The sequence below is a fragment of the Candidatus Komeilibacteria bacterium CG_4_10_14_0_2_um_filter_37_10 genome (assembly GCA_002793075.1).
Classification (GTDB): Bacteria; Patescibacteriota; Patescibacteriia; order UBA1558; family UBA1558; genus UM-FILTER-37-10.
Genome location: PFPO01000085.1, coordinates 14,084 through 39,627, shown reverse-complemented (window position 1 = coordinate 39,627; position 25,544 = coordinate 14,084). Strand labels below are relative to the sequence as shown.

The 25,544-nt window shown below is 38.3% G+C and carries 14 protein-coding genes and 1 pseudogene; 1 reads left to right on the top strand and 14 read right to left on the bottom strand.

All coding sequences use genetic code 11. The annotated features are described in order from the left end of the window. Positions 1-189 precede the first annotated feature (189 nt). Positions 190-513 carry a hypothetical protein gene (locus COX77_04435; GenBank protein PIZ98487.1) on the top strand — a complete coding sequence of 108 codons (324 nt, stop codon included), beginning with the start codon at positions 190-192 and terminating at the stop codon, positions 511-513. A gap of 16 nt (positions 514-529) precedes the next feature. Here the strand turns inward: COX77_04435 and COX77_04430 are convergent, their stop codons facing one another. From COX77_04430 to COX77_04365, 14 genes and pseudogenes are all read right to left on the bottom strand, one after another. Then, a complete protein-coding gene (locus tag COX77_04430) occupies positions 530-1,948 on the bottom strand; it encodes a hypothetical protein (GenBank protein PIZ98486.1) in 1,419 nt (472 codons plus the stop codon). Between the two features lie 40 nt (positions 1,949-1,988). Next, complete coding sequence (locus tag COX77_04425) at positions 1,989-2,351, bottom strand: hypothetical protein (protein ID PIZ98485.1); 363 nt, start codon at positions 2,349-2,351, stop codon at positions 1,989-1,991. A gap of 60 nt (positions 2,352-2,411) precedes the next feature. Further along, positions 2,412-2,843, bottom strand: a complete 432-nt coding sequence (locus COX77_04420; protein ID PIZ98484.1) for a hypothetical protein — start codon at positions 2,841-2,843, stop codon at positions 2,412-2,414. Then, positions 2,833-3,937, bottom strand: a pseudogene (locus COX77_04415) (peptide chain release factor 2). Before COX77_04415 ends, COX77_04420 begins: the two are co-directional and overlap by 11 nt. A 1-nt stretch (position 3,938) precedes the next feature. Then, positions 3,939-5,114, bottom strand: coding sequence for a hypothetical protein (locus tag COX77_04410; GenBank protein PIZ98489.1), 1,176 nt, complete (start codon positions 5,112-5,114; stop codon positions 3,939-3,941). A gap of 191 nt (positions 5,115-5,305) precedes the next feature. Continuing rightward, positions 5,306-5,584: a hypothetical protein gene (locus COX77_04405; GenBank protein PIZ98483.1), complete on the bottom strand. Its 279-nt coding sequence runs from the start codon at positions 5,582-5,584 to the stop codon at positions 5,306-5,308. Next, positions 5,581-6,054, bottom strand: a complete 474-nt coding sequence (locus COX77_04400) for a transcriptional regulator NrdR (protein PIZ98482.1) — start codon at positions 6,052-6,054, stop codon at positions 5,581-5,583. The genes COX77_04405 and COX77_04400 overlap by 4 nt, the downstream gene beginning before the upstream one ends. Continuing rightward, positions 6,054-7,202, bottom strand: coding sequence for a cell division protein FtsZ (locus COX77_04395; protein PIZ98488.1), 1,149 nt, complete (start codon positions 7,200-7,202; stop codon positions 6,054-6,056). Before COX77_04395 ends, COX77_04400 begins: the two co-directional genes overlap by 1 nt. A 54-nt stretch (positions 7,203-7,256) precedes the next feature. Continuing rightward, positions 7,257-8,501, bottom strand: a complete 1,245-nt coding sequence (gene ftsA / locus COX77_04390; GenBank protein ID PIZ98481.1) for a cell division protein FtsA — start codon at positions 8,499-8,501, stop codon at positions 7,257-7,259. A gap of 111 nt (positions 8,502-8,612) precedes the next feature. Further along, positions 8,613-8,957 carry a diacylglycerol kinase gene (locus tag COX77_04385; protein ID PIZ98480.1) on the bottom strand — a complete coding sequence of 115 codons (345 nt, stop codon included), beginning with the start codon at positions 8,955-8,957 and terminating at the stop codon, positions 8,613-8,615. Then, complete coding sequence (gene ybeY, locus COX77_04380) at positions 8,947-9,372, bottom strand: rRNA maturation RNase YbeY (GenBank protein PIZ98479.1); 426 nt, start codon at positions 9,370-9,372, stop codon at positions 8,947-8,949. Before ybeY ends, COX77_04385 begins: the two co-directional genes overlap by 11 nt. Further along, positions 9,372-10,943, bottom strand: a complete 1,572-nt coding sequence (locus COX77_04375; GenBank protein PIZ98478.1) for a hypothetical protein — start codon at positions 10,941-10,943, stop codon at positions 9,372-9,374. The genes ybeY and COX77_04375 overlap by 1 nt, the downstream gene beginning before the upstream one ends. 10 nt (positions 10,944-10,953) lie before the next feature. After that, positions 10,954-11,676 carry a hypothetical protein gene (locus tag COX77_04370; GenBank protein PIZ98477.1) on the bottom strand — a complete coding sequence of 241 codons (723 nt, stop codon included), beginning with the start codon at positions 11,674-11,676 and terminating at the stop codon, positions 10,954-10,956. A gap of 19 nt (positions 11,677-11,695) precedes the next feature. Next, complete coding sequence (locus tag COX77_04365; GenBank protein ID PIZ98476.1) at positions 11,696-25,543, bottom strand: hypothetical protein; 13,848 nt, start codon at positions 25,541-25,543, stop codon at positions 11,696-11,698. Between the last annotated feature and the right edge of the window lies 1 nt (position 25,544).

Below are 25,544 nucleotides of genomic sequence, written 5' to 3'. Positions count from 1 at the left end.
CCTATATTTTTCTTCTTGTGTTGATTTTGGCATAGTTTTTGACATATAGCCCTAGTTTACTAGAAAGTGCAATATGTGTGTGCACATTACCTTTTCATCTTGACAAATAATTAATTATATACTACTGTACTAATCACCAGTTCTTACTAAATAAATACTTTATTCTTCACTAAAATTAGAGGTTATTTAATGAAAGAAGCAATTACTGCTTTACCAGAAAAAGAGTGCACATTCCGCCTTGTTCACGACAACGTCCCAAGTCCGATTACAGGAACCGTAAAAAAGGTTGTTGGTGTCAACGAAATTCATCTTTTGAACACTGATGATACAACACGAGGCTATAGTTTAAGAGATCTAAAAAATCTTGCTCTGAAAATTAATGTGCCACAAAGTCCCATCAAGGTACACGTCTTCAATACCATTCCGATTAAAGCCACTATTGCAGCCAAAGACGACAAGGACGTTATGGAATTTATCCATAAAAAACTTCGTCATGTTATTCAAATTGAATAAAGTTATTAAAGCCGGTTCATCGCAACTGGCTTTTTTTTATTAAAGAAAATATATACAGTCGGTTTATAAATAATAAAATTAATAGATAAGTAATCGTTACCATTAATAAGCTGGGCTGATTAAACGACCAAAAAAATTGAAGATGTTTGTCTAGCCAAAATACAATTTCATTTACTCGGTGAATAACTTGCCAACAAATCTGGAGTAATACAGTTCCTAACGCCGGCCACAAAAAACTCAGTAATAAACTTATTAAACCCAAACTTAAGAGAAAATCAAAAGCTGGGATTACTAAAACATTAGCTAGGGGTGCCAGAAAAGAAAAACCGGCAAATTTATAAGCTAGCCAAGGACCAGTCATAATCATTGCCGCCAGGGTCGCAGCCAGTGTTTGCGCAACGGTACTAGTACTGAAAAATATTTGCTGAGTATATTTGGTTAAAAACATCAAACCAGCAACGGCTAAAAAAGAAAGTTGCCAACCTAAATCATAAAATAGTAAAAGTGGTTGCCAGAATAATGTCAGAACAGCAACGATTAATAGGGTGTAAAAATTATGAGATGAACGATAAAGCATTTGTCCGATAGTTAAAATTACATACATCAGTAGTGCGCGTAGGGCCGAAGCTTGATTACCAATCATCAAAACATAGGAGACTAAAAATATCATCGTTATTATTTGACTGCTTTTTTTGGATAAAAAAAAGTAAAACAAAAACTTTTGTAGTAGCATAGCCATGATCATAATATGCATACCGGAAATAGCGATGACATGACTAATACCGACGCGACGATAAAGATCTTGCCAGGCCCGTGGTATTAAATCATCGGCACCGAAAAAATAAGCGACCATAATACTGCTTTCTGGTTCGATCATCTGACGCTGAATAATACTAATACTTTTTTCTTTCAATTGATCGAGCCAACTATTGGTTGGCGTCGATATTAGTAGTTTAATCGGTGGTTGAAAAAATACGGCAACGACTCCTTGGCTTTGCAAATAGTTACCATAATCTTGCTGCTGACTATCACTATTAAGCTGATATTGGCCATGCCAACTAATAAATTGCCCACGTTGATAAACCGGATAGAGCGAGGTCTTGATTAATAATTTAATTGATTGATTGTTAATAGTATATTTCACAGTCAACCATTGGGCGTCCGTGGTTTGTCTTGGCACTTGACTAATCAAACCTTGATAATCATTTACTTGGGAATTTAACAAACTGGTATCTGACTGCCAATAATAATTGGCTGCCGTCATCCGTAAAAAACCAATATTTAAGCCAATAAGAAAAAAAATTACTATTAGCTTCCGAACTTCAATTAATAAAAAAACTAATAAACTTAAACAAATAGCCACACCTAACCCGGGTTGTTGCCAAATAATTAAACCAACTATAAAGCCAATTAAACAAGAGTATTTTCTAAACATAAAAACAGGATCCTTAGTAGACCCTGTTTAATTTAAATAACTAAAATAACTTTACGGTACGAATGCTTTCGCCAATATCAATTAAAATAAGTGGCAACCACAACCATATTAACCAATGGTGCCAATCATAATTCAAATCAACCAGCGAACGCATAAAGACCCAAAGTATAACGATCAATATCGTTAAACAAGCGTTTAAGTTCAGCCAATTCCTATTATTAATCATTTGACTGGCATTAATGAATGATAGTACCAATACGCCATATAATAAAAGCAGATTGACACAATCTTTAATACTTTCCAGACCTTGATCCAAAACTATAAATAAACGACATAAACCAATGGCTACTACCATTAATAATAATAGTACGCCTAACCATTTTCTCACCGGCCATTGACGCATGATAACCTCGTATTTAATGAACTATTTTTTTGCTTGATATCCTAAATTAGCATAACAAAATTATTTCGTCAAGAAAACCCTAATACTATGCCTTAAACGATTAGTTTGTAAACGCGCACCCCAACAAATCCCAAAAAAAAGACCACAACTATCAATCAATACATCCCAAATACTGGCCACCCGACCAACCACAAATGATTGATGGATCTCATCAAAAGCCGCTAAAGAAACACCCAGAAAAAAAATCATCACCAATAATAAATAACGATGATAATTATCCACAGACCAAGAAACATATCCCGTAATCAACTTAACTAATAGTAATCCGAGAACTGTATAAAAAAACCAATGTGCCATCTTGCGAATGATTAAATCCCAAAATGATGATAATGGTAATGCGAGATTGGACTGATCAGACAAAAACCAAATAATGGTTAACCACATTAAAACAAAAAAACCGTATTTAATAATGTACCATAAATTATTTTTCATTTTCCTTGATCCTTTTATATCTTAAATAAGAGCTAATATAATCATTAAGTTCCCCGTCCAAGAGTTTTTGTGGCTCAGTGCTTTCTAAATTCGTTCGGTGGTCTTTGACCATTTTATAAGGGTGCAAAACATAAGATCGGATTTGATTACCCCAAGCGGCTGTTGTTAACTCGCCACGTATAAGTTTTTTTTCTTCTTCCTTTTGCGATTCCGCTAATACTTGTAGCTTGCTTCTCAGTATTCGTAAGGCTGTTTCTTTATTTTGTTGTTGCGACCGTTCGTTCTGACAAGTGACTGTAATACTGGTCGGTAAATGAACAACCCGAACAGCAGACTCGGTTTTATTAACTTTCTGACCGCCCTTACCTGAGGCTCGATAAGTATCAATCCTAATCTCCTCATCATTGATCACTACTTGAGCATCGGCATTAGCTAATTCCGGCATGATCTGAACCATAGCGAAAGAAGTATGACGAGCATGATCAGCGTCAAATGGTGACAAGCGCACTAAACGATGAACACCACCCTCGCCTTGCAAATAGCCATAAGCATAATCACCAACGATCTCCAAAGTAACACTTTTGTAACCAATTTCCGCTCCCAGACTACTATCAATGATATTAACCGACCAATTTTTTATTTCTGCAAAACGCAAATACATTCGCAGTAGCATTCCCGCCCAATCCTGCGCTTCGGTGCCACCGGCGCCAGCATAAATATTCATAATAACGCTACTTTGATCATATTTACCACTAAGCAGACTAAGCAACTCCCATTGACTAATTCTTTTTTCTAACTGCTCCATCATGGTTAATAATTCAGTTTGATTGTCGTCAGATTCAGTAACGGTAATCAACTGTGGTAAATCAGTAATTTGCTTTTGTAATTCTTGCCAACTAGCTAACTCTTTTTCCAAATTACTCAATCGTTGCAATGTTAAAGATGCCTCTTTCTGGTTTTGCCAGAAAGCAGGTTCTTGAGAAATATTTTTTAGTTGAAAAATCTCTTGTTCTTTACGAGCAAAGTCAAAGTAACCTCCCGAGCTCAAGAACTCGCTGCTGTAGTTGTTGCGCTTGATCAATTAGTATTTTCATATTATTTATATTCTGCTAATTGTACCACCACATCCTGGGTTTGACCACGATGATATACTTTCAAAGTAATTTTATCGCCCGGTTGATGTTTAGCCACTTCTTTGGCTAAAGATAACTCCCGATCCAACTTCACATTGTTAATTTCCAAAATAATATCATTTTCTACCAAACCAGCTAAATCGGCTGGACTACCCGGCATCACGGCTAATTCCTCTCTATTTTGACCACGGATAATTAAAGCGCCATAATTAAAATCTATTTTATTCTGCTGAGCGATAGCATCGTTGAGGATCACATACCGCACTCCCAAAAATGGTCGCACAATTTTGCCATATTTATTAACACTATCCACTACTTGCTTAGCAGTATTAATCGGTATCGCAAAACCGATTAGTTGGCCCGCTTGATTAACGGCCGTATTGATACCGATAACTTGACCATAAAGATTGAGTAATGGGCCGCCAGAATTTCCGGGATTAATTGCCGCGTCAGTTTGGATCACGCCTTCCAATTTTTCTGAAGACAAGCCATTGCCAGCTTCAATTTCACGTCCCAAGCCAGAAACAATACCAGTGGTTACGGTATTACTATATTCACCCAAAGCATTACCAATAGCCACTACCGTTTCCCCAATTTTAATTTTTCCCGAGTCACCCAGCTGCAAAGTTGGTAAATTCTTTTCGGCAATCTTAATAACAGCCAAATCATTAAAAGCATCACGACCTAGGACAGTAGCCTCATATTTTTTTCCATTAGCCAAAATAACAGAGTATGTTGCTTGCTCATCCTCGACAACGTGCTTGTTGGTGAGAATAATACCGTCATGGGAAATAATAAAACCCGTACCAGCGCCAACCTGTTTTTTTTCGGTTGGTTGCGGGCTGGATGGTTGCTGTGGTTGCTGATTGGGCCAGCCATTCCAATTAAATCCAAAGGGGGAAGAAAAAAATTCTTCCCAGGGAAAAAGTGACCCGATTTGATTATAAAGTTGTGATATTTCTTTCGTCGCAATAACGGAAACCACAGCTGGTCCGGCTGTCTCTACCACTCGCTCCACTGATAGTTTTTCCTCAGTAACTCGTGCTACAGCTTCTTGATTTTCACTCTTAGTTGCTGATTGACTACTACTTATTGATGCCAGTGGCCAGGGCGTTGACAAACCAATTTGGGAAAACATTTGATTAAATCCTGCTGGCAGATAAGTTGCTGCCACAAAACCCGTAGCCCCGCCGGCAATACCACCAGCGATTAAACTGATTAATATGATAATAATTATTTTTTGCTGATCAGTCTTCCAAAAATTCATAAATTTTAAATAATTATCTTACTTAAAATATACTCCCAACTAATTATACGTGAATAGCTTAGTTATTTTTTCAGTGGTATTTGTTGATATTGCTGCAACAATTTTTGTAAATCCAATATTGACGCTCCGCTACCAACTTTGTTCAAGCTTCCTAATAAAGATGGTAGAATTAATAATCCGATAATAATCGGCACTAAAATTAATAGTACTTGAATGGTGCCAACTATTCGACCCCAAAGAATATACTTTCGGATTTTCTCGATCTCCCGCTCCATCCTATCCAATCTGCTTTCCACTGTGGCTAAGGAGAATTCGGTATTAATATTTTTTTCGTCTTTCATTTCTTTTTACTTTTCTGCTTTTTAATAATTAAATTACTCACCGCTTTTTGAAATGAGGTCAAATCACTAAATGAATAATATACTGAAGCAAAACGAACGTAGGCGATCTGATCAAATTTCTTTAAATGACGAACCACAATTTCACCCAGATCACTACTAGTAATCTCATCCTTACGTTTTTTTTGAATATCCCGCTCCATCTGACTGATTAATTTTTTAAAAGCATCTTGGGTATACGGTCTTTTTTCCAATGCTCTTTTAATGCCTTTAATCAATTTTTCTTGACTATATGATTCACGGCGACCATCTCTTTTGATCACTGTTAAATTCAAAATTTCCATTTCTTCATAAGTGGAGAAACGATAATTACAACGTTCACATTCTCGACGGCGACGAATAGCTAAACCATCGGCGACTAAACGCGAGTCTAATACTTTAGTATTCTTTGATAGACAAATTGGACAGTGCATTATCCCATTTTCTTTCTAATAAAAGTAGGGATGTCTAATTCATCAGTACTTTCCTCTACTTTTTTCTTGGGTTCTTCCTTTTTTTTGAAAAAATCTGGTTTGCGATCGGTCTTCTTATCACTATCTATATCTTCAAATTTTTCTACAACCGGATTGGGTGTATAGCTCTTAACATTACTCATGCTTTCAATCTGCTTGATCGTATTGAAACCAGTAGCAATCACCGTGATCTTAACTTCGTTGTCCATCCGATCGTCAATGACCGCACCAAAGATTACTCGGGCATTGGGATCGAGCGATGAGGTAATTACTTCAGCGGCAGTATTGACTTCAAACATTGATAATTTGGGATCGCCAGTAATAGTAAATAATACTCCTTTGGCACCTTTAATCGACATCTCTAACAAAGGACTATCAATGGCTAGCTTTGCCGCCTCAACGGCTCTATTCTCACCACTGGCACGACCAATACCCATCAAAGCGCTGCCGGCATCCTTCATGATTGACCGCACGTCAGCAAAGTCCACATTAATCAAGCCCGGGATCGTGATCAGCTCGGAGATCCCTTGTACGCCCTGACGTAATACTTCATCAACAACATGAAAAGCTTCTAATAATGAGGTTTTTTTATCAATAACTTGCAATAGGCGATCATTGGGGATGGTAATAATAGTATCAACCTTATCAATTAAATTATCCAAAGCTCGTTCGGAAATATTACGTCTTTGCGCGCCTTCGAAAGCAAAAGGTCTGGTTACCACAGCTACTGTTAAGGCACCAAGTTCTTTAGCGATTTGCGCCACGATCGGTGAAGCACCAGAACCAGTACCGCCACCCATACCGCCGGTTATAAAGACCATGTCAGCGTCTTGCAGGGCTGCTTGAATATCTTCTTTATTTTCCTCAGCTGATTTCATACCAATCTCCGGATCCATACCAGCGCCTAATCCTCTTGTCGTGTTCCGACCGATATGAATTTTTTTATGAGCATCTTTGCTGGACAAATCCTGAGCATCAGTGTTGACGGAAATAAATTCCACACCACGAATCCCGACTTTCATCATACGATTAACAGCCGAACTGCCAGAACCACCAATACCGACAACTTTTATTTTAGCAAAAGTTTCTATTTCTGGTTTTATTTCCATTGATTTGCTTTTAGCAATAAATTTTGACATATGCTCTTATGATTATTATTTATTCTATGGTAATAAAGAGGAAAACCAATCACGTACCCGACGAACAGTTTGATTGGTAGATGAGAAGGGATTATCACGCAAGGACTTCTTGCTACCACTCTGCTTCATACCCCAAATCGCTAAACCTAAAGCCTGCGTGTATTCGGGATCGTTAACCTTATCAATAGCGGAATTAATTTCTAATGGGTAGCCAAGAAATGCTGGTAAGCCTAATTTCTTTTTGGCTAACTCAATTAACTGTGGCAATTTAGCACCACCGCCAGTAATGACAATACCAGCCGGTAGTAAACCATCACGATTAATCGAGCGTAACTCGGCATTGACCAAGTCCAAAATTTCCTCACAGCGTGCTTGAATAATTTCCGCTACGTACTTTAATGAGATCATGGTGCCCTTTTGTTCTGTCTCCGCCAAATCAGCTAAGTCAATTTCGTCTCTCTTGCTAATATCTCGTGCTAAGGCTTGACCATACTCCAACTTAACCATTTCTGCCACAGCAGTATGCGTCCGTAAACCAATAGCTAAGTCGTTAGTAATATGATTGGCACCAATTGGTAAAATCTTGGCTTGTAAAATATTACCCTCCTCATAAACAATTAACGAAGTAGTGGCAGCGCCAATATTAACCAAAGCCACACCGAGCTCTTTTTGCTTCTTGGTCAGCGTACTTTCCGCATTGGCTAAAATAGAAAAAACTAAATCAGCAATATCAACACCGGTACGATAAATACAAGTGGTCAAATTTCTAATTTGGGAAGTCAAACCCAGAATTATTTTAGCATTAACTTCCAAGCGAACTCCGGTCATGCCAATAGGATCTTTGATCTTGTCCTGACTATCAACATTGAAGTCAAAAGGAATAATGTGTAATATTTCATAATTAGGTGGCGTCGCCACTGCCTGCGCTGCTTCGATCACGCGACTCACGTCATCTTCTTGTATTTCACCATTAGCTTTAGCAACGGCTACTACACCTTTACTGGGCTGGCTAATAATATGGCTACCAGAGATACCAATCACAGCGCTTTCAATTGGTAAGCCAATCATCCGCTCTGATTTCTCCAAACAATTAGAAATACTGGATACTGCTTCATCAATGCTTTTAATAGTGCCTTTACTTACTCCTTCCATATCAGCTTCCGCTGCACCTACCACTTGAATTAACCCATTTTTTAGTCTTTGCAAGCTAACAACACGGACTTTACTAGAGCCAATGTCAATACCGGAAATAATTTCTGTATGCGCCATAATTAATATTATATAACTTAGTTAAATTATAACAGAATAGTCAGGTACTGCCAAATGAGTTGACTATAAAAAGTGAACAATTAAATTGTTCTCTTAAAATTTAGCGGATATTTAGAAAAAATATCGACTGAAAATAATAATACCAATGATAATAGACAAAATTGCCGCAAGCAATACACTGGCAGCTAGCATGTCCTTGATCGCGCCCACATAATGATTAAGGCGGGGTTTTAATAAATCAATAATTCTTTCCCAAGTGGAGTTTAAAATTTCCAAAACAAGAACAATACCAATTAGTAGTAACAAAACAGCATTCTCTAAATAGGTGGTTGGCAATACGATCATCATAATGACAACCAGTAGTGCTAAACAAACTTCAATACGAAAATTTGATTCACTTTGCCAAACTATTTTGATACCCAGAATAGCTCTTTTTAGACTTTTGTTAAAATTCATGAACAAAATACTTTAATAATTTTTCTTCTAGCTTTTCCATAATTATATAATCCTTTTTTTTCTCATGATCATAGCCAGCCAAATGTACCAAACCATGCACTACTAATTTACTAGCTTCATAGCTTACTGTTACTCCCCGCTCTTGGGCCTGTCTTATTAGTTGTTGCCGGCAAATATATATTTCACCCTCCTCGTATCCTTTTTTTTCTGGATAATAAAAAGATAAAACATCAGTAACTTTATTTTTCTGACGATATTGATAATTCAATAACTTAATTGTCTTTTGATCAGCGATAATAATCGAGACCGGGAAAGATAATTTAAGTTGCCGATAAGTTTGGCGGACAATCCTCTGCACCAACCCAATAATCGCCTTGGGGAATAATTCCCAATGATAATAATTTATTGTTAACATTAATTTTTTACTTCTATTAACTTGGTAGTACTTTGACAGGAACCAACTAACAGAGAACCATCCGCTTGTAAATTCAGATAATAACCAGTTTTCGCATCCGAACCGCCACTAGGGTCCTTGGGTAACTGCGTTAGACCCATCGGTGCCAGGAAGCTACTCAAATCAACGCACTGATTTTCCAAAGTCAACTCATGACAACTGCTTTGGCAACCATCAACCAGCGTTCCTATTTGTTGACTGGTTTCTGTTTTATTATCTATCGTTGATGGTAAGGATAATTGACTATTCATATATTTTAATAATCCTTGATGAATAGCAGTCACATCTTGCTCTCTTTTTTCATCATAACGAACTTGTTCAGCCAAAAAATCTTGACGGATGGCAAAACTTTTCAAAAATAACTGATAAGTTATTTTATAATTCAATTGATTGGTCGTACCTAAGTTATAAATCAATAAATAAATATTACTGCCAACAGTTAAATAAGTATTTAAGCCATCTTTGGTTTGCACGCCAATTAAACCATTGATTGATAAATCAATCAGCTGACTATTGTCAATGGTGGGATTAAATTTCTGATACCAGGCGCGCGCGGATAGCGATACGGGATTGGGTTGAATAATAATCTGAAAATATTCACTAGTAGCAGAATTAAATATTACTTCCTGATTATCTTCAGTTAGGGCTTTAACCGTCCATTCCGCAGGATAGACTACGGTATAGCCCCATCGTTTATTATCATATTTATTAACGGTATTAGAATCAATAAGTAGCGCACCTTGGCCCTTAGCGGGATCATAAAAACTGGTAATTTCTGTACCATCGGTATAGCCATCTTGATCAGTGTCCATAGTGGCTGATTTACTATGATAAATATTCTCCTCAATATCACTGACGCCATCTTTATCACTGTCTAAACCATTAATAATTTCAACTCTCTCATTGGTCTTACTATCCTCCGTACCAGTCGCTTTTTGTTCGCTAGTAATTGGTTCAAAACCACTGGTCGTGGCCTGATATCTGCCGCTGGCCAAATTAATACTATCCATCTGCGCTCCGCGCTCCAGAGTAAATGATAGTTTATAGTCTTGATTGTTTTGCTGAGGACGATAGACATAATTTTCACCACCTGGTTTAGGATTATTGGGAAGTATTTCTAAATACTTACTGACCAAATCTTCTAACACATCGGGGTAAGCTTGATGGTCTTGATAATAAGACCCCAAAGCATTGCGGATATTAGTAACATCTTTCAATCGTTGCTCATCACGCAATTCCGGGGTACTTAAATCCTGCTTTGGTACTGGCTCGCCTTTTTTTTGATCTGCTGATTGTTCGGCTTGCTGATTAGTCGAATCACTGCTTGCCGGCGCTTGGCGCCGTAAATTATAAACAAAAAAAATAATACCGGCTATTACCAAAATAGCTAACAAAATAATACTACCAATAATCAACCAACTCTTAATCTTGTCATTGCCTTGCGTTTTTTGTTCATCTTGAAAATTAAGAGCATAACCGCTAAATTGTTGGTTGTTCGGTTGTTCTGATGTTGTGTTTTTATTTTCCTCCATGCTCAATAATTTATGGCAAAATGTTTAATTTGCCCGGACCATTAGGATTATAACCACTTTTAACTTCAATACCATCAACATAACCATCGGCGTCAGTATCAGTATTTAAGGGATCGGTTTTATAAATCATTACCTCTTCCTTGTCTAGTAAACCATCTTGATCACTATCCACCTTAAAGGGATCAGTGCCGAGCGCTGCTTCTTGTTTATCTGTTAAACCGTCAGCATCACTATCAGTATTGGCATCAACTTGCTCTGCTGGTTGATTGATATTGTCTTGCTCATTGCTATTGGACTGATTTTCATTGTTATTGGGCTGGTCGTTACTGGCGGTATTCTCTGGACTATTGGATACAACATTAGTATTTTCCTGCACCACTGGTTCCGAATTTGGTCGTAATAACAAAAACGCAGCAGCAGCAATAATAGCCAGTAATAAAACTCCAGCAGCAATCAATATCTTCTTATTGCCCAGTATACCACTATTAAACTTAATGCTCGCCGGCAATTTAGTTAACGGCTCAATGGGCCCTACTACTGGTTCTTTTTTACTGACCGGTGTTGACACGGCACTGGGCTCTGTACGCCAATCATGATCATCCTTTTCTAAGGTGGCAAAAATATCCTCTGGCTCATGATCCAATAGTGCCTTAGCTGGTGCCGTCGGTGATAATGGACTTATCGACTTTTGCTCGGGTTCTTGTTTTGATGTTGGTTGTAAATCTTCAAACATAAATTATTTAACAAATTTATTAATAAATATTATTGCTAATTGTTGTGGGAGTAATTTTGACTGATTCACAGCTAGTACTATTACCTATAGAAGTCCTATCTGGCGGATAAATGCTATTGAAACCGTGCATCCAATAACGACCATCAAATTCAAAATTCATAAAAATATTATAAGAGTTTGTTTCATATTTATACTTATAAACATGAGAATTACTACAATAATAAGTTGCTGTGGCTGGCCGCCAACAAGTGATAGGATCATAACCAGCTGGACAATTCTGATGGGTATTAACTGGGTCTTGCGGTACGGTGCCGCCCAAGATAGTACCGAAAGTAGATTGCCACGAATCCCAAGCTGATACGGAAGTATTTGGTAAATAAGTACCGGATAATAAAATTGGATAATTATTATTTAAACTTTTATAACTTTGCAATAAAGTTCTTAATTGATAAATATCTTCCCATCTTTTAGTATCCCGCGCCAACTTTTCTCTACTATTTACATCTGTCAAATTGCTATTAAATGTGAGATTTTTATAAAAATCATTGTAAATTGTTTGCGTGATAGTATTTGCTTGATCAGTATAGGATATTAGTAAAATATTAGTGTAAACTTGATCGGTATTAACAACATTGGCAAAATTAATATAGGTTGATCGACCCTCGTTAATAGCCGAGTATTTATTAACCGCCAGCGAAGTTGGCGACCCTTGATACTTGGCATTGTTCTGATACCAGGCTTGGGGCGAGAAGTGATTATAGTTGGCGTAAGTACGAACGCCAATAGCATCATAGATGCCATATTTACTTAAAGTAAATAAATTATTAGTTAGCTCGCCCACAATTACTGTCCCTGGCTTCATTTCTAATGCTGGTAGTACATTGCCAGCCTGATAAACAGTCGCTTGATCATTAGCTTCTAGTTGCCAATCATCACAACTTACAGTTATGGCATTTTCATTACTTGAAACACGCAGACCACAATTTATTTCTACACCCTTAGCGTTCGCACTAACCTGTCTTGTTATTGCTTTTGTTTGCCAATCAGCTGTTGAACAAATAGTAGTATTGCTACTCTGTCCGGGTATTCTGACACCATTTGCATTCAGTTCCCACAGCTCCATCAAAGCAAAGCCGTCATTACAATTACCACTAGCACCCGGCATTGTTGTTTTTATTTTGCTAGAAAAGGTATACTTTTTTCCTGGAACTATACTCATAATTGCTTGCGATACGATCATATATTCTTCAATTTCCCCTCCCTGGTCTTCACCCCGACTATATAGTTGCCAATATTTATTATTAGCCTCGCTTACTATTTTGATCTCGTGAGGCTTATGTAATTCTCCGTGCCATTGATCATAACCATCAGCAATATTGTTACTATCAATATCTGTTTCCATATTACTATTATAAACAATATTCTTATCTTGAGTGCGACAATAACGAGTACTAAAATTAAAATTACTTTCTTGATAAGTCCAAGGCAAGGAACATAAGAAAATATTTATTGGCAGCTCGGCTTGTCCCTGACCATAAGCGCCAGCATTAACATTAACATGTAATGTAATATCGCCATTACCGGCGCCACTAGCACTGAGTGTTGTAAATCTATTATTGGGGTTAACTAAACTAACCAAGCTACCATTACCAACTACGCTCCAAGTATAAGAAGCGTTGGTGATAGCATTGTTATTTTGATCATAGGCGGTAGCGGAAAAAGTCGCCGATTTATTAGCCTCATTAAAACTATAGGCACTGGGTGTTATCTCTACTCGGTCCAACAAGCAAGTTTGCAAGCCAGTACTAAAGGAACTAGTATAATCTGTTGCCATATATCCCGTTGGTAAAAAACTAATACCGTCAGATCCACCCGCCACCGTCAAGGTGTAATATTTATTAGCTTGCAGGCCAGTGACTGGCAAAACATATATTTTACTATACGGTCCAATTCTATTTACATAGACTTGAATAGATAATGACGTGCCATTACAATTTGCCGCTCGTAAAACTTTAACTTTGATAAAATTACGCAACTGATCATACAGTGTTAATAATCTATTACCGCTATCCGATTTTACCACTGGGCGACAACTAATATCCATTTCTCTAAGTTCTACTCGACCAGGATTTACTACCCCGCAATAACTATCTGGACAATCAACGTGATCACTACAACTATTTCCCTCTTCTGGTCCACTTAAACAAGTCAAACCAGTGCCGTTGCTATTTAAACTATTAGGATCAACGCGATCGCGGAAAAATACTGACACTTCCTTATTAATACATTCGTTGATCGGTGGTAAACCCGGCAAGCATAGATTAGTATCTAACTGACACGCTGAGGTGCATTGCAGTGTTCCGCCACGACTATAGCCTTTCTTTTCACAGGTTAAATCAGATGGATTAAACACAGCTACTTCACCAACTTCCGCCAACACAAAATCGCAAATTTCTTCGGGATCTAATCGATTATTGCCACAATTACCAGGAATAACTTTTAAACTACCACTACCGTTTTTTCCACTCGTTGTAGCGTTGACCGTTGTTTGACCAACTGTCAAACTTAAAACATCTTGCGTATCACCAACCATCTCAATATTAATATCATCAAAATATACTGTACCGCTATTTATTATCAATCTGATTTGCAGTTCATCTTGCATAATTGGCCGAGTGATATCAATTTGATTCCAAGTATTATAGTTGCCCGTCAAAGGAATGGCTATATCATTAAACCATATCTGACCAGTACCAGCATCAGTTGGTCCGGTTCGTTTAAACCAAACAGTGATGTGATAAGATTTATTGGGAATTAAACCACTAATATTTTGATATAAATAATTTTTGGCATTGGGTGCTGTCTGCGTCACAGCATTACCGTGAGGAGCGCCAACGCTGACAACTTGCCAACTCTCTAAATTATCCGCTGCTTGCCAAATAGTTGGACTCAATCCCGCATCATCATCTTCAAAATCCTGATTGTTTACTGCCGGCAAAACTTGAGCAATGGTTCTATTAGCGCTACTCCAGCTCCAATTAAGACCACTGCTATTAATCAAAAAACATTGATTGGTATAGGCCATTGATGTGTAATTTTGTTTGACGCCAATAGCCAAATCATCTTTAGTTGCCGGTTCCACAGAAACAGTAGCAACGGCACAGTCAGCATCAGTAGCCGTAGCAAAACTCCAACTATCATTAACCGCCACTGGTACCCCAGTGATACTCTTCACGCCGGTGGTGACAGTCATCCGATAATGAACACTATTTCCCAAATTTGTATCCGGACTAAAAATAAATCCCCTGACCTTATCATTTTGATAGAATGGAGTAACCCTACCACTTACTGGACACCACCACTTATCAACTGCTGCTAAGGAATTTAACGTAGTATTTTTTAATAACATGCGCCATAAATTCTTAATTTTTTGCCAGGGTAAAAAACCAGACTGACATGCAGATTCTTGCTCTCTAGCTAAATAAATATTGGCATTATTAACCGTTGTCGGATCCAGGTCTTGAGTAAACAAAGCGGAAACTGCTGCTTGCCGACAAACATTCGTAGCGTTACGTTGCGGTGACGGACTTTGAATTTTGCCATTACTACAGCTGGGTTCTTCCAAAATCCGCGGCGCGTCAGGTGCTAACTCAACATTAAGATCAGCATCACCAACTATATTGCCAATTCTGGCCTGCGCCTTAGTTTGACCCTCAGACAATCCTTGGAAGTATTGAATTTCATTAATATTACTATCGCCCCTAATTAATTGGAGGTTATCACAAGAGATATATGTTGGGTTATGATCATCTTGATCTTGCAAATAACAATTTAACTCTATTTTCCCCGAGCTGATATCAAAATTAAAACTATGATACGACCAATCAGTCTGACCAATAAAATCCGATTCAAATAATCTTTCTTTACGATTGTTCTCATCGTTAACATACCAAATTTCTACACCGGCTTTCCTGACACCATCAGACACTCGGACATTAAAAGACAAGGCGTAATTACTATCCCGCTCAATATCTATAAACTGTTGTGCAATAATATATGCTTCCGCTTCTTCCGCTCTACCACTGCCAGTAATTGTTAAATACTTATTATTATTAAGGTCTTCAATGGCCACAATCTCTTCACTCGTACCGGTCACAAAGCTACTCCAACCAGTCAGATCGTCTGAGAAATCACCGTTAATTATAGCTGGATTAATATTGGCGATAGTTGCGTCAGCACTACTCCAATTTTCTAAAGCGTTCGTTAAGTTATTATCATACTTATCTTTAACCAAAGCAGTAAATATTGTTTCTTTATTGATACCAACGGTTGCCGATGGTGGCGTCAGCTCAATTTTATCAACAGCGCACTGAGCGTCAGAACTATCAAATTGCCAACTTTGCGGTGCTAATAAATCACCATCAAGACTACGAATTTGCCCAGCCAGTAAATAAACTTGGTATTCTAAAAATGGTAACCATTGTTGATTTGGTAGGTTAGGATAAAAAATAAAAGTTTTTGGGGCGCTGTCTTGCAAATCAGTAAAGCTAAAAGTACCAGATACTACGCCACCAACAGGACAATCACGACCGCGGCAGCGAACCTGAACAGAGCTATTACTAATACTAACGCGATCCATAGGTTTGTTAAAAGTAACTCGTACTGCTTCATTCGTACACACCCCGCTACCTTCCGGGCGTTTAGATACAATATGGAAATCTCCACTTTGCGGACAAACTAGACAATCTACCCCACCACAATCAATGCCAGTTTCATCCTCATCTTGCACTAAATTAGTACAATGCTCAGCAACGATAGTAACATTAATTGGCGAACTTAATTTAGCATTGCTGTCTAAGTCATATGCCTTGGCTTGCAATTTATGGGTCGTATTCTTGGCTAAACCAACAGTATCCCAATTCCAACTGTACAAATTAGTGTCCTGCTTATTATAAACAAAGATAATACCACTACCAGACGAGTCAACAACTAAAACATCCGGTACGTTATCACGATTTACATCAACGATCTTAATTTTATCGTCACTATAGCCATAACTATAACTCATTAATTTCAAAACTGTCTCCTGACCAAAATTACCATTACCCTGATTGTATAAAACTGATACCTTGCCATTAGAATCCAGGTTAACAAAATCTACTAATCCGTCATTATTTAAATCACCAGTAGCACCAGACCAAGCATAGGTATTGCTTGCTAATGGTATTCTCCTGGACTGGAATTCGCCGCCAATATTTTTATAAACGCTAAGCCAACCTCTATTAGCATTAGCTGATACCAAAATATCCTGATCGCCGTCATTATCTATATCAGCCGTTAAAATATCCTGGATCCAATCATCGATATAACTAATTTTTTGCGTAAAATCGTATTGGCCCTTATTATTATAAACTATATTCAAACTATCATTACTGCTATAAATCAAATCGCTCTTACCATCACCATTTAAATCAGCCCAAGCTATAGCATTTATTGACCATTGCTCAATGGTGCCGGGATCAATAATTTGCTCAGTAAACACCCCTTGACCATTATTAATTTTGGCTTCAAATTTATTCTTCATACTAACAGACAATAAATCAGGATCACCGCCACCATCTAAATCACCAATTTCCATATGTCCATAAATACCAATACTACTCTGACTTGGCAAATAAGTTGCTGTTGCCCAATTCAATTTACCAGTAGATAAATAAACTTGGCGATCGCTAACATCCCAACGATAGTTACTAATTGCAATATCCTGATATTGATCCTTATTAAAATCAGACAGACCAACAGCTTGCGGCGCACCAGTAGTTGTGTAAGTGCCCGTGCCAGAAACATATTTCATAGACACTGCTTTTTGCCAAACATTTTGATAAGACACATTGTTAACTGAATTAGACCGATAAACAGAAATATAAGAATTGGCACTGTTGGTATAATAGGAATATTGATTAGAGGCAGCAACTACTAATTCTGGTATATTGTCACCATCTAAATCTTGCGCCTGAAAACTAGTGGTTCCGGGCTGTGTGCTCATTATCCGATTAATACCAAATGTCGTGTCTTGATTATTCTCAAAAATTTGTGTTGATCCACTATAATCTGGTATAGCCAAATCTAAATACTCATCATTATTAACATCAACAAAGGCAAAGTTTTCGTGCCATCCGCTAGCAGTACTAATTATTTTTTCTTTGGCAAAGGTGTACCCATTACTGATTAGGTAAGTTATTTGATAGGGCCAGCTATTATTAATAACCAAATCGTCACCGCCGTCATGATCAACGTTGATTGCCTGCAAATAATTATAGTTGCTATAACTGCTACTTGTATATTGCTTGATTGCCTGAATATTGCCAAATGTTCCATCGCCATTGCCATACAGGACTTCCCCTGGGCCATAATTATAATAATAATAAGAAACATAAGCTAAATCTTGATTGCCGTCATTATTAAAATCACCAGCTACCATATCAGTAATCCAATCAGCTCTTTTAGATGTTGACTTCTCTAACATTTGGCCAGAGGCGCCAGCACTTAAATAAATATATAATCTTTTACTGTCGTTGCTGTCCCAACTATTTTTATAAACTGCCAAATCAGCATAACCATCGTTATTAAAATCAGTGGCCACAATACCCCGGGGGTAGTTACTATAGGTGTTACCATAGTTAATTGTCTGATACTGACTAAAAGTACCGTTGGTATTTTTATAAAGAGCCACAGAAATAGAGCTGTAATATGAAGCATAATTAGAAATAGCCATATCTAAGTCACCATCTTTATCAAAATCACCCAGAACTGCTCTGTAAGTATAGTTAAAACCAGTCTCATGCCAAACAGGATCTTTGAATTGACCATTTCCTTTATTCAAAATAACAGCATATTTACCATTACTCCACATGGACAATATTATAATATCTGAATAGCCATCATTATTAATATCACCGATCACTGGGGAAGAATAAATATAATTTTCGCCTAAACTATAATTTTTTCTGGGTAAAAACTTACCCTGACCATTATTCAACAGAATGTCATAACTAGTCCCCCAGTAAGTAAAGATTGCTAAATCTTCATAACCGTCTTTATTAAAATCAGCGCTTAGTGCTCTGGTACCATAATAAACCGTTTCGTACGATCGATTTGTTTCAAAAGCCATTGCTGTAGCAACTCTTGCTTTTTGCTGATCATCCACAAAAAATTCGACATAAGAAACGCCTGAGTCATCAGTGGCCTCGGCAATAATTGGCACTACAGAGTTCTGAGTAATGCGAGCATTATTTACTGGTTCAATAATACTGATACTCGGTGGAGTTAAATCTATCGCATTGGAACTTGCAAACTGGTGAGTGCACTTGCCGTTGAAGCATCCCAAGGCCTTGGCATCGGTTGCCATGATCGATCCTTCATTTGTCGTAACTTTAATAGTACTCAAAGCGGGCCAACAGAATAAATTAGTATTCGGTGCTGGACAGGTGGCATTGGCTGTTAATTCCAATAAATTACCCGTGATATTAGCCGTATAAGCTAAATCTTCTGGCTCCGTAGGAGTAATATTTTGTACTAATACGTCTTCGTTAGCAAACGATGTTGGCTCGATATTATTATTAAAAAATAATCTAATCAAAGAGTTACGAGGTGCCGGCGGCGGTGTTACTGGCTTTACTTCGGTGATAAAGAAATCGCTCGTGGGAATATCTTCCGTATTACAACTATAGCGATACAAATAAGCTGGGCCGGTTGCTGGATAAATACCCTGCCCAATTTCTCTACCTGTTTCTACTAAATCGCCCAAATAAACTTTTTTATTAATCCAATCATACTGACCAGAGATAACGTTACTACCGTGACCGATCGGATGTCCCTGGTGAGTTGACCACTGATCGATGATTTGACCGGTCGTGACATCCATTTTACGAACCGTACCAGTCCAAGCTAGTGCATAAACATACTTACCATCAGCAATAATACCATCAGTATAAAATGAATCTTGACCAGATACCCACTCCCGCACCAACGACCAACCATTTGCTGGATCATAGACGCGTACTTTAAAACCATTATAAACAAAACCGTCGTGGCCATAGGACAAACTATACATGTACTGCCCATCAGAAGTAATCATTTTACAGCCTGAGCCAGTTACGCCCGAGTCGCGACTAAGCAAACCAGCGCTCACAGTAAATGTAGTTTTCTGACCTGTATTTATATCAATTTTTTCTAAATTATTACCGGAACAAGCATCATTATAGAGAAAGCCATCTGGGGCATAAGTTAAAGAAATAGATCCAGTAACGGTTGCTAGCGCTCCATAATCTTTACCTGCCACTGTGCCCTGATAGCCGGTGCCAATTTTATTAATCACCCGATCATATTCATCATAGCTACTCCAACTTTTACCATAAACATACTTACCGTCGGTAGCTAGCGTGCCTACGGCTTGGCTATTTTCTACTGCGACCGGTGGAAAGCTAGGATCCATTGATGAGTCAGTAGCAAACATACAGCCGTCAGCGTTATAGTAGAAAGGTACCGTATTACTTTCCACCGTGATGATACTATCTTGATAAACATTACCTGGACACCATGAGCCGATATGGAAACCAATACACGTTCTGCCGGAAACCACATTTTTTAAAACTTTAACTGGTCCTGATTTAACTGCTGCTGTTATTGTCGTGTTCAAAAAATTCATACCCGAGCTATTAACGCTCGTCTGTACATTATTAGTAAAAATTGGTTTACTATCATTCCTCTCTCCCAAAATATCAACTTGATGAATACGCATATTAGAGTCACCCAGCATTCCTTGACCATAACCCCACCAATCATTGACCCAGGACAATCTGACAGTATGATTACCAGATGGTACCTGACCTAAGTCAACAATGCCGGTTTGGATATCTGGTGTGCTGGCTAAATTATAAAACTCTGCTCGATAGACGCCATTAATATATACTTTTACCTGGTGCTGAATGTCTATGGCTGTCAAATCTTCTGAGTAGTTATCAGTTTTAGCTGATAAACGATAATAACCGGTAGTGGGAAAATTAAAAGCATAGTCAGCGGTAAAATTAGAACAACTTCCTATATACTGACCGTCGTTCACTAGACAGCTACCACTAACTGCGCTAAATTGTGCGCCTTTTTTGGTACCTACTATATTACTATAAGAAATAAAATTATCCCCTCGTAAATAGGTTTGGTTTCCCGCTTTACCATAATCAGGTTCCAAGGCGCAGAGATTGACGCCCAATGGATTGGTATTAATCGAAAATGGTTTTTTATTACTTTCAATATTGTTCGTATCCAGTGCGCCAACTATCACATTATCAAAGGCAACATAATAACCATAATCAGAATACAAACCAACACTACCATTGGGTAACGGGGTGGGGTCTTGAAAAGACAATCGTTGGGTGCCATCAATAAACACCGTAATCAAACCACCTCTTTTTTCAATGCGTAAATCATACCAGCGGTTACGGGAAAAGATCCAACTCTCGGTTGCTGCCATCACCACACCATTTCTCTTAATACGCAAACCCTTAAAATCAGAATAAACATAAGTGGATGTTTGACCAGTGACCGGGTTAGTATAGATAGAGGTATAGGGATACTCGGCCATTTCCAATAAGTAATAATTATTATTGGCATAATTAAATACTAAACCAACTGGCCAAGGATAGTTTGGTTTTATCTTAGCATTATAAACATAGTCGGTACTGGTAACTACCTGTTTACTAAACATGATCTGTTTAACGGTAGCACTTTGTACGGAAATAGAGTTATTAATAATTCGCCAATTAGCCACTTTATTAAATGACCATTTATTTACATCAATATCGGTCATGTTAAAATCATCGCGGAAATATAGTTTACCATTCTTCACGACTTTAACATCGTAAGTACCAGTCTTCATGGATTCTGGTACCTCGGCAATAATTAGTTTATTGGTCCAGCTACCTTCACAATCAGCAATATTGGCAATGGTGTCACCAAATTGCACATAACCATTGCCAAAGTTACCACCGTAAATACTCACGTACTGCCGAACTGGTCCGGCGCCGGGACTGAGATAATCAATATAAGGACTCATATCAAAATTTAGAGTATTGGAATCAGTGCCTAAGACTTTAACATAAGCCGGGCCACCGTCGGCTCCCACGGGAACACGGGCCGAGATAGAAGTATTGGACCAACTATCTATTTTATCCACTGTTCTTTGACCAAAATAGACTGTGCTATTCTCTTTAGTATCGCCAAAATTGTATCCAGTGATCGTTACCAAGCTATCATCCGTGCCAAAAGTTGGCGTAATAGAACATAGTGCTGGTCGTAAAGTATTATTCACAGTAAACGTTTGTGTCGAGATAGCGCTGCCAGTATTTTTAACAACTTTCACTCGATCGCCAGACCAAGTATTCAAGGGCATTTCAATGATAATCTGAGTATTGGACCAACTGTTAGTACAATCAGCTATTTTAACACGATTGTACCCCGTCCGATCATTGCCCAATAAAACATAGCTGTCGTTGGGTAGATTGCCAAAATTATTTCCTAGGATAGTGACTAGTGTTTTAATATCCTTTCTGATCATGCCATTGTCCGGAGTAATACCACTTATTACTGGTATATCCAGATCAACGTTAACTGGTACTGTAGAACTGTGCCCTAGAGTACTTGCCGAAACATTAGCAACGCCATCTTGGAATGGTGGTCCGGTTGACTTCATCGTAGCGATCGGATCTTGCTTACCATTATTATCTACATCTTTCTCCATCGCTGTAACAATACTTGCTGGAACTGAGTTCCAATCCCAATCAAATTGATAGGCGTCTAGTTGCTGACCTCTTGGTGAGCAACTATCAGGATCACTATACGCATAAGCGGTCAAATCCGCGGTTTCTTCGGCTCGATATAAAACAGTGTTATTGGGCTGCACGCCAGCGCGACTAAGGGTACACAAACGATCGGCCGTCTTAAAAATCCAAGAATAAGCATCGTCAAAAATACCATTAGTTGAATAATTAATATTCTCGATAAGACCACCCTCGGTATTTACTAAATACAATTCACCGGTTTTAATTACGGCACGATATTTTTTATTAATTTGTAAATTATTTTTGGGAACGATGGTTAAAATATAATTAGCGCTATCATAATAACCCACCTCATTTTCAATGTAACGATATTGAATTTCCGGTCCTAAATTATCACACTGCTCATCAGTACAAGGATAAACACCGATACTCATATCAGATATACTATCCATATCCAAGGGGTTAGAAAACTTGATACCCAGAACTGCGTTAATGCAGGCGTCTTCACATTCTGGCCAAACTTGCTCGACGATAAATGGTGATAAGTGCTGACCAGTAGTAAAATTCCAACTATATTCGTCAGCGCCAGTATTAGCAGCACAATTGCCAGTGGTGCGACAAATACCATCACCACAGCACTCTTTGCCTGGTACGCAACTATTGGCCACGCAAGCACCCACAGAGAAATTAATACTATTACCCTGAGCGCCACTGCTAGACTTTACTGCTACGGGACCGGTCACGCTACCTATTGGTACGGCTGTTTTAGTATGAGCATTAGTCCACTCGGTGATCGCCGCTATTTTATCAGCAGCAAAAGTTATCAAACCACTAACTAAACCAAATCCTTCACCGTAAATATCTACTGGTGTGGTAATTGGTCCGTTGTCTGGTGATAATAAACACATGCCTGACAATAATGGCGTGGTATCCACGGTAAATATCTCTGCATTGCTCAACTTATTACTGCGATCAACAATAACCTCCCACGCTCCTAACTCACCAGCGATAACCCGCGGTACTTTAACTAATATTTCATTGTTATTCATCAATCCTGTACCACAAACAGTAGGGAAATCTAAATCCGCTGGATAAGTTAAACCCTTACCGGAATTAACAAAGCGGACCAAAATATCAGCCGGATTATAACCAAAATTATCGCCATGAATAGTGACGTAGGTACTTAAGGGACCATTAGCTGGCTCTAAATAAGCAATGCTAGGTCTGAGAATATCCGGCACTACTTGATAAAAAACGGGATTACTGTTTTCCCCAGCAACCTTGACGTGAACGGAAACTGAACCAGGATTTAAATTAGGAATCACTGATTCAATATTTTGATCATGCCAATCATTAACAGCTGCGGTAACACCGCCAGTAACCACGGCATTGCCGGTTGATTGCGTAGTGAATTGTTTACCATATAAATCGGAAGCGGATAAAGCCACGCCAGCAGCCGGATTAATATTACAAACGCCGGGACGCACTGTCGTGTTGACGGTAAAATTTCCTTGCCATCCCAACTCATCAAGCGTGGTATCAATTCTATTACCGCTGGTGGCTAATTTAATACCACCAGTCACAGCTCCCACCGGTAGCTCAATAATAATTTGTGTCTCTGACCAAGCGTTGATGCAAGCGGCTAAGGGGGCAACTTTTTCATCACCACTCACTGGTGTACCCAAAAAAGTTATCGTACCAGGAGTAGAACCAAAGCCTTGACCAAAAATTGTTATATAGTTACCAACGGCACCATTATCTGGCAAAATATTGAGAATCACTGGGTTAAGTTGACAAGTACACTGTACCTGATCGCAACTTCCGACGGCACAAGCACTAAAATTTGGTTCGCACGATGGACTGGGATTACTATCACAACTCTCCCCCAAACAAGCGCCACAACCGTCACCGCAATCAATTCCTGTTTCGCTCTCGTCTTGCACGCGATTAAAACAATGCGCTGGTCTAATAATAACTGGGACAACGGATGATTCACTAACATTGCCGCATAAATCTTCCGCCCGGGCTCGCAAATTAACCGTGGAGCCCTCTGGGTAACCGCTAACTTGCCAATTCACTTGATATGGCTCACTAGTTACCATGCTTTCGGGTTGGGTATTTACCTCGTTGGCTTGAAAACTAACGTAAGAAATTCCTGTTTCATCTTGGGCTTGAGCCAAGACGTTGGTTAAAACTCCATCACCTATTTGACTATAAGAAACCGGCTGAACAATAGTTAAAACCGGGCCAGTTAAATCAATGATTGTTCCCGTTGTGAAGTGTGACTCGCAAGGATATAAATTATTATCACAAATCAAATCCTTGCCGTCTGTTGATTTAATATTATTAACTATTTGTATATAATAACCGGTAGTTTCACCTAAACAGTACTCCACGCCTTCAACATCACATGGATTTTTTTGGATAATCTTAATAGCACGATCAATCACTTGAAAGTCAAAAGCAACACCACCGGTTCCTACTTCCTTATTAAATACAATATCATCAGCGGTGACTGAGGTGGCATCAAGAGTTTTATTAAAAAAAGCATAAACAACTACGTTGCGTGGCGCATTCACTGAATTATTACTGGGTTGCCACTGATTAATATATAGATTAGTTGAACCACCTGGTGGTAAATTTACATTACCATTATTATTGATACCATTATTTAAACCCGTGGCGTCACTTAAGGTACTAAAAATAAAACTAGTAATGGCAAAGGCTGATAAAATAACTACTAAACCGATGGTGGCGTTAATTAATATCTTCCGGGCTCTGGTAACTTTTTCTTCATTGCCACCTGCAGTTAAATAAGTATAGCCACCATAAAGAATAAAAATAATAGCAACCAGTCCTAACAAACCTAAAAGGACCTTAATGATATTAACAATAATCGTTTTTAAATCTGTCTGTCCCAAACCAATGTCAGCTGCTGTATTGACTCCCAAATCAACGGCGGCCAAAACAAAACTCGGGCAAAGAATTGCTGTGATAATGATTATTAATATTAGTAAATTGATCCTTTTCATG

Excerpts from the sequence above, each read along its gene's own strand:
- COX77_04365 (PIZ98476.1), bottom strand. The coding sequence starts at position 25,543 with ATGAAAAGGATCAATTTACTAATATTAATAATCATTATCACAGCAATT.
- COX77_04425 (PIZ98485.1), bottom strand. The coding sequence starts at position 2,351 with ATGCGTCAATGGCCGGTGAGAAAATGGTTAGGCGTACTATTATTATTA.
- COX77_04385 (PIZ98480.1), bottom strand. The coding sequence starts at position 8,957 with ATGAATTTTAACAAAAGTCTAAAAAGAGCTATTCTGGGTATCAAAATA.
- COX77_04370 (PIZ98477.1), bottom strand. The coding sequence starts at position 11,676 with ATGTTTGAAGATTTACAACCAACATCAAAACAAGAACCCGAGCAAAAG.
- COX77_04435 (PIZ98487.1), top strand. The coding sequence starts at position 190 with ATGAAAGAAGCAATTACTGCTTTACCAGAAAAAGAGTGCACATTCCGC.
- ftsA (PIZ98481.1), bottom strand. The coding sequence starts at position 8,501 with ATGGCGCATACAGAAATTATTTCCGGTATTGACATTGGCTCTAGTAAA.
- COX77_04430 (PIZ98486.1), bottom strand. The coding sequence starts at position 1,948 with ATGTTTAGAAAATACTCTTGTTTAATTGGCTTTATAGTTGGTTTAATT.
- COX77_04410 (PIZ98489.1), bottom strand. The coding sequence starts at position 5,114 with ATGTTTTCCCAAATTGGTTTGTCAACGCCCTGGCCACTGGCATCAATA.
- COX77_04375 (PIZ98478.1), bottom strand. The coding sequence starts at position 10,943 with ATGGAGGAAAATAAAAACACAACATCAGAACAACCGAACAACCAACAA.
- COX77_04400 (PIZ98482.1), bottom strand. The coding sequence starts at position 6,054 with ATGCACTGTCCAATTTGTCTATCAAAGAATACTAAAGTATTAGACTCG.
- ybeY (PIZ98479.1), bottom strand. The coding sequence starts at position 9,372 with ATGTTAACAATAAATTATTATCATTGGGAATTATTCCCCAAGGCGATT.
- COX77_04395 (PIZ98488.1), bottom strand. The coding sequence starts at position 7,202 with ATGGAAATAAAACCAGAAATAGAAACTTTTGCTAAAATAAAAGTTGTC.
- COX77_04405 (PIZ98483.1), bottom strand. The coding sequence starts at position 5,584 with ATGAAAGACGAAAAAAATATTAATACCGAATTCTCCTTAGCCACAGTG.
- COX77_04420 (PIZ98484.1), bottom strand. The coding sequence starts at position 2,843 with ATGAAAAATAATTTATGGTACATTATTAAATACGGTTTTTTTGTTTTA.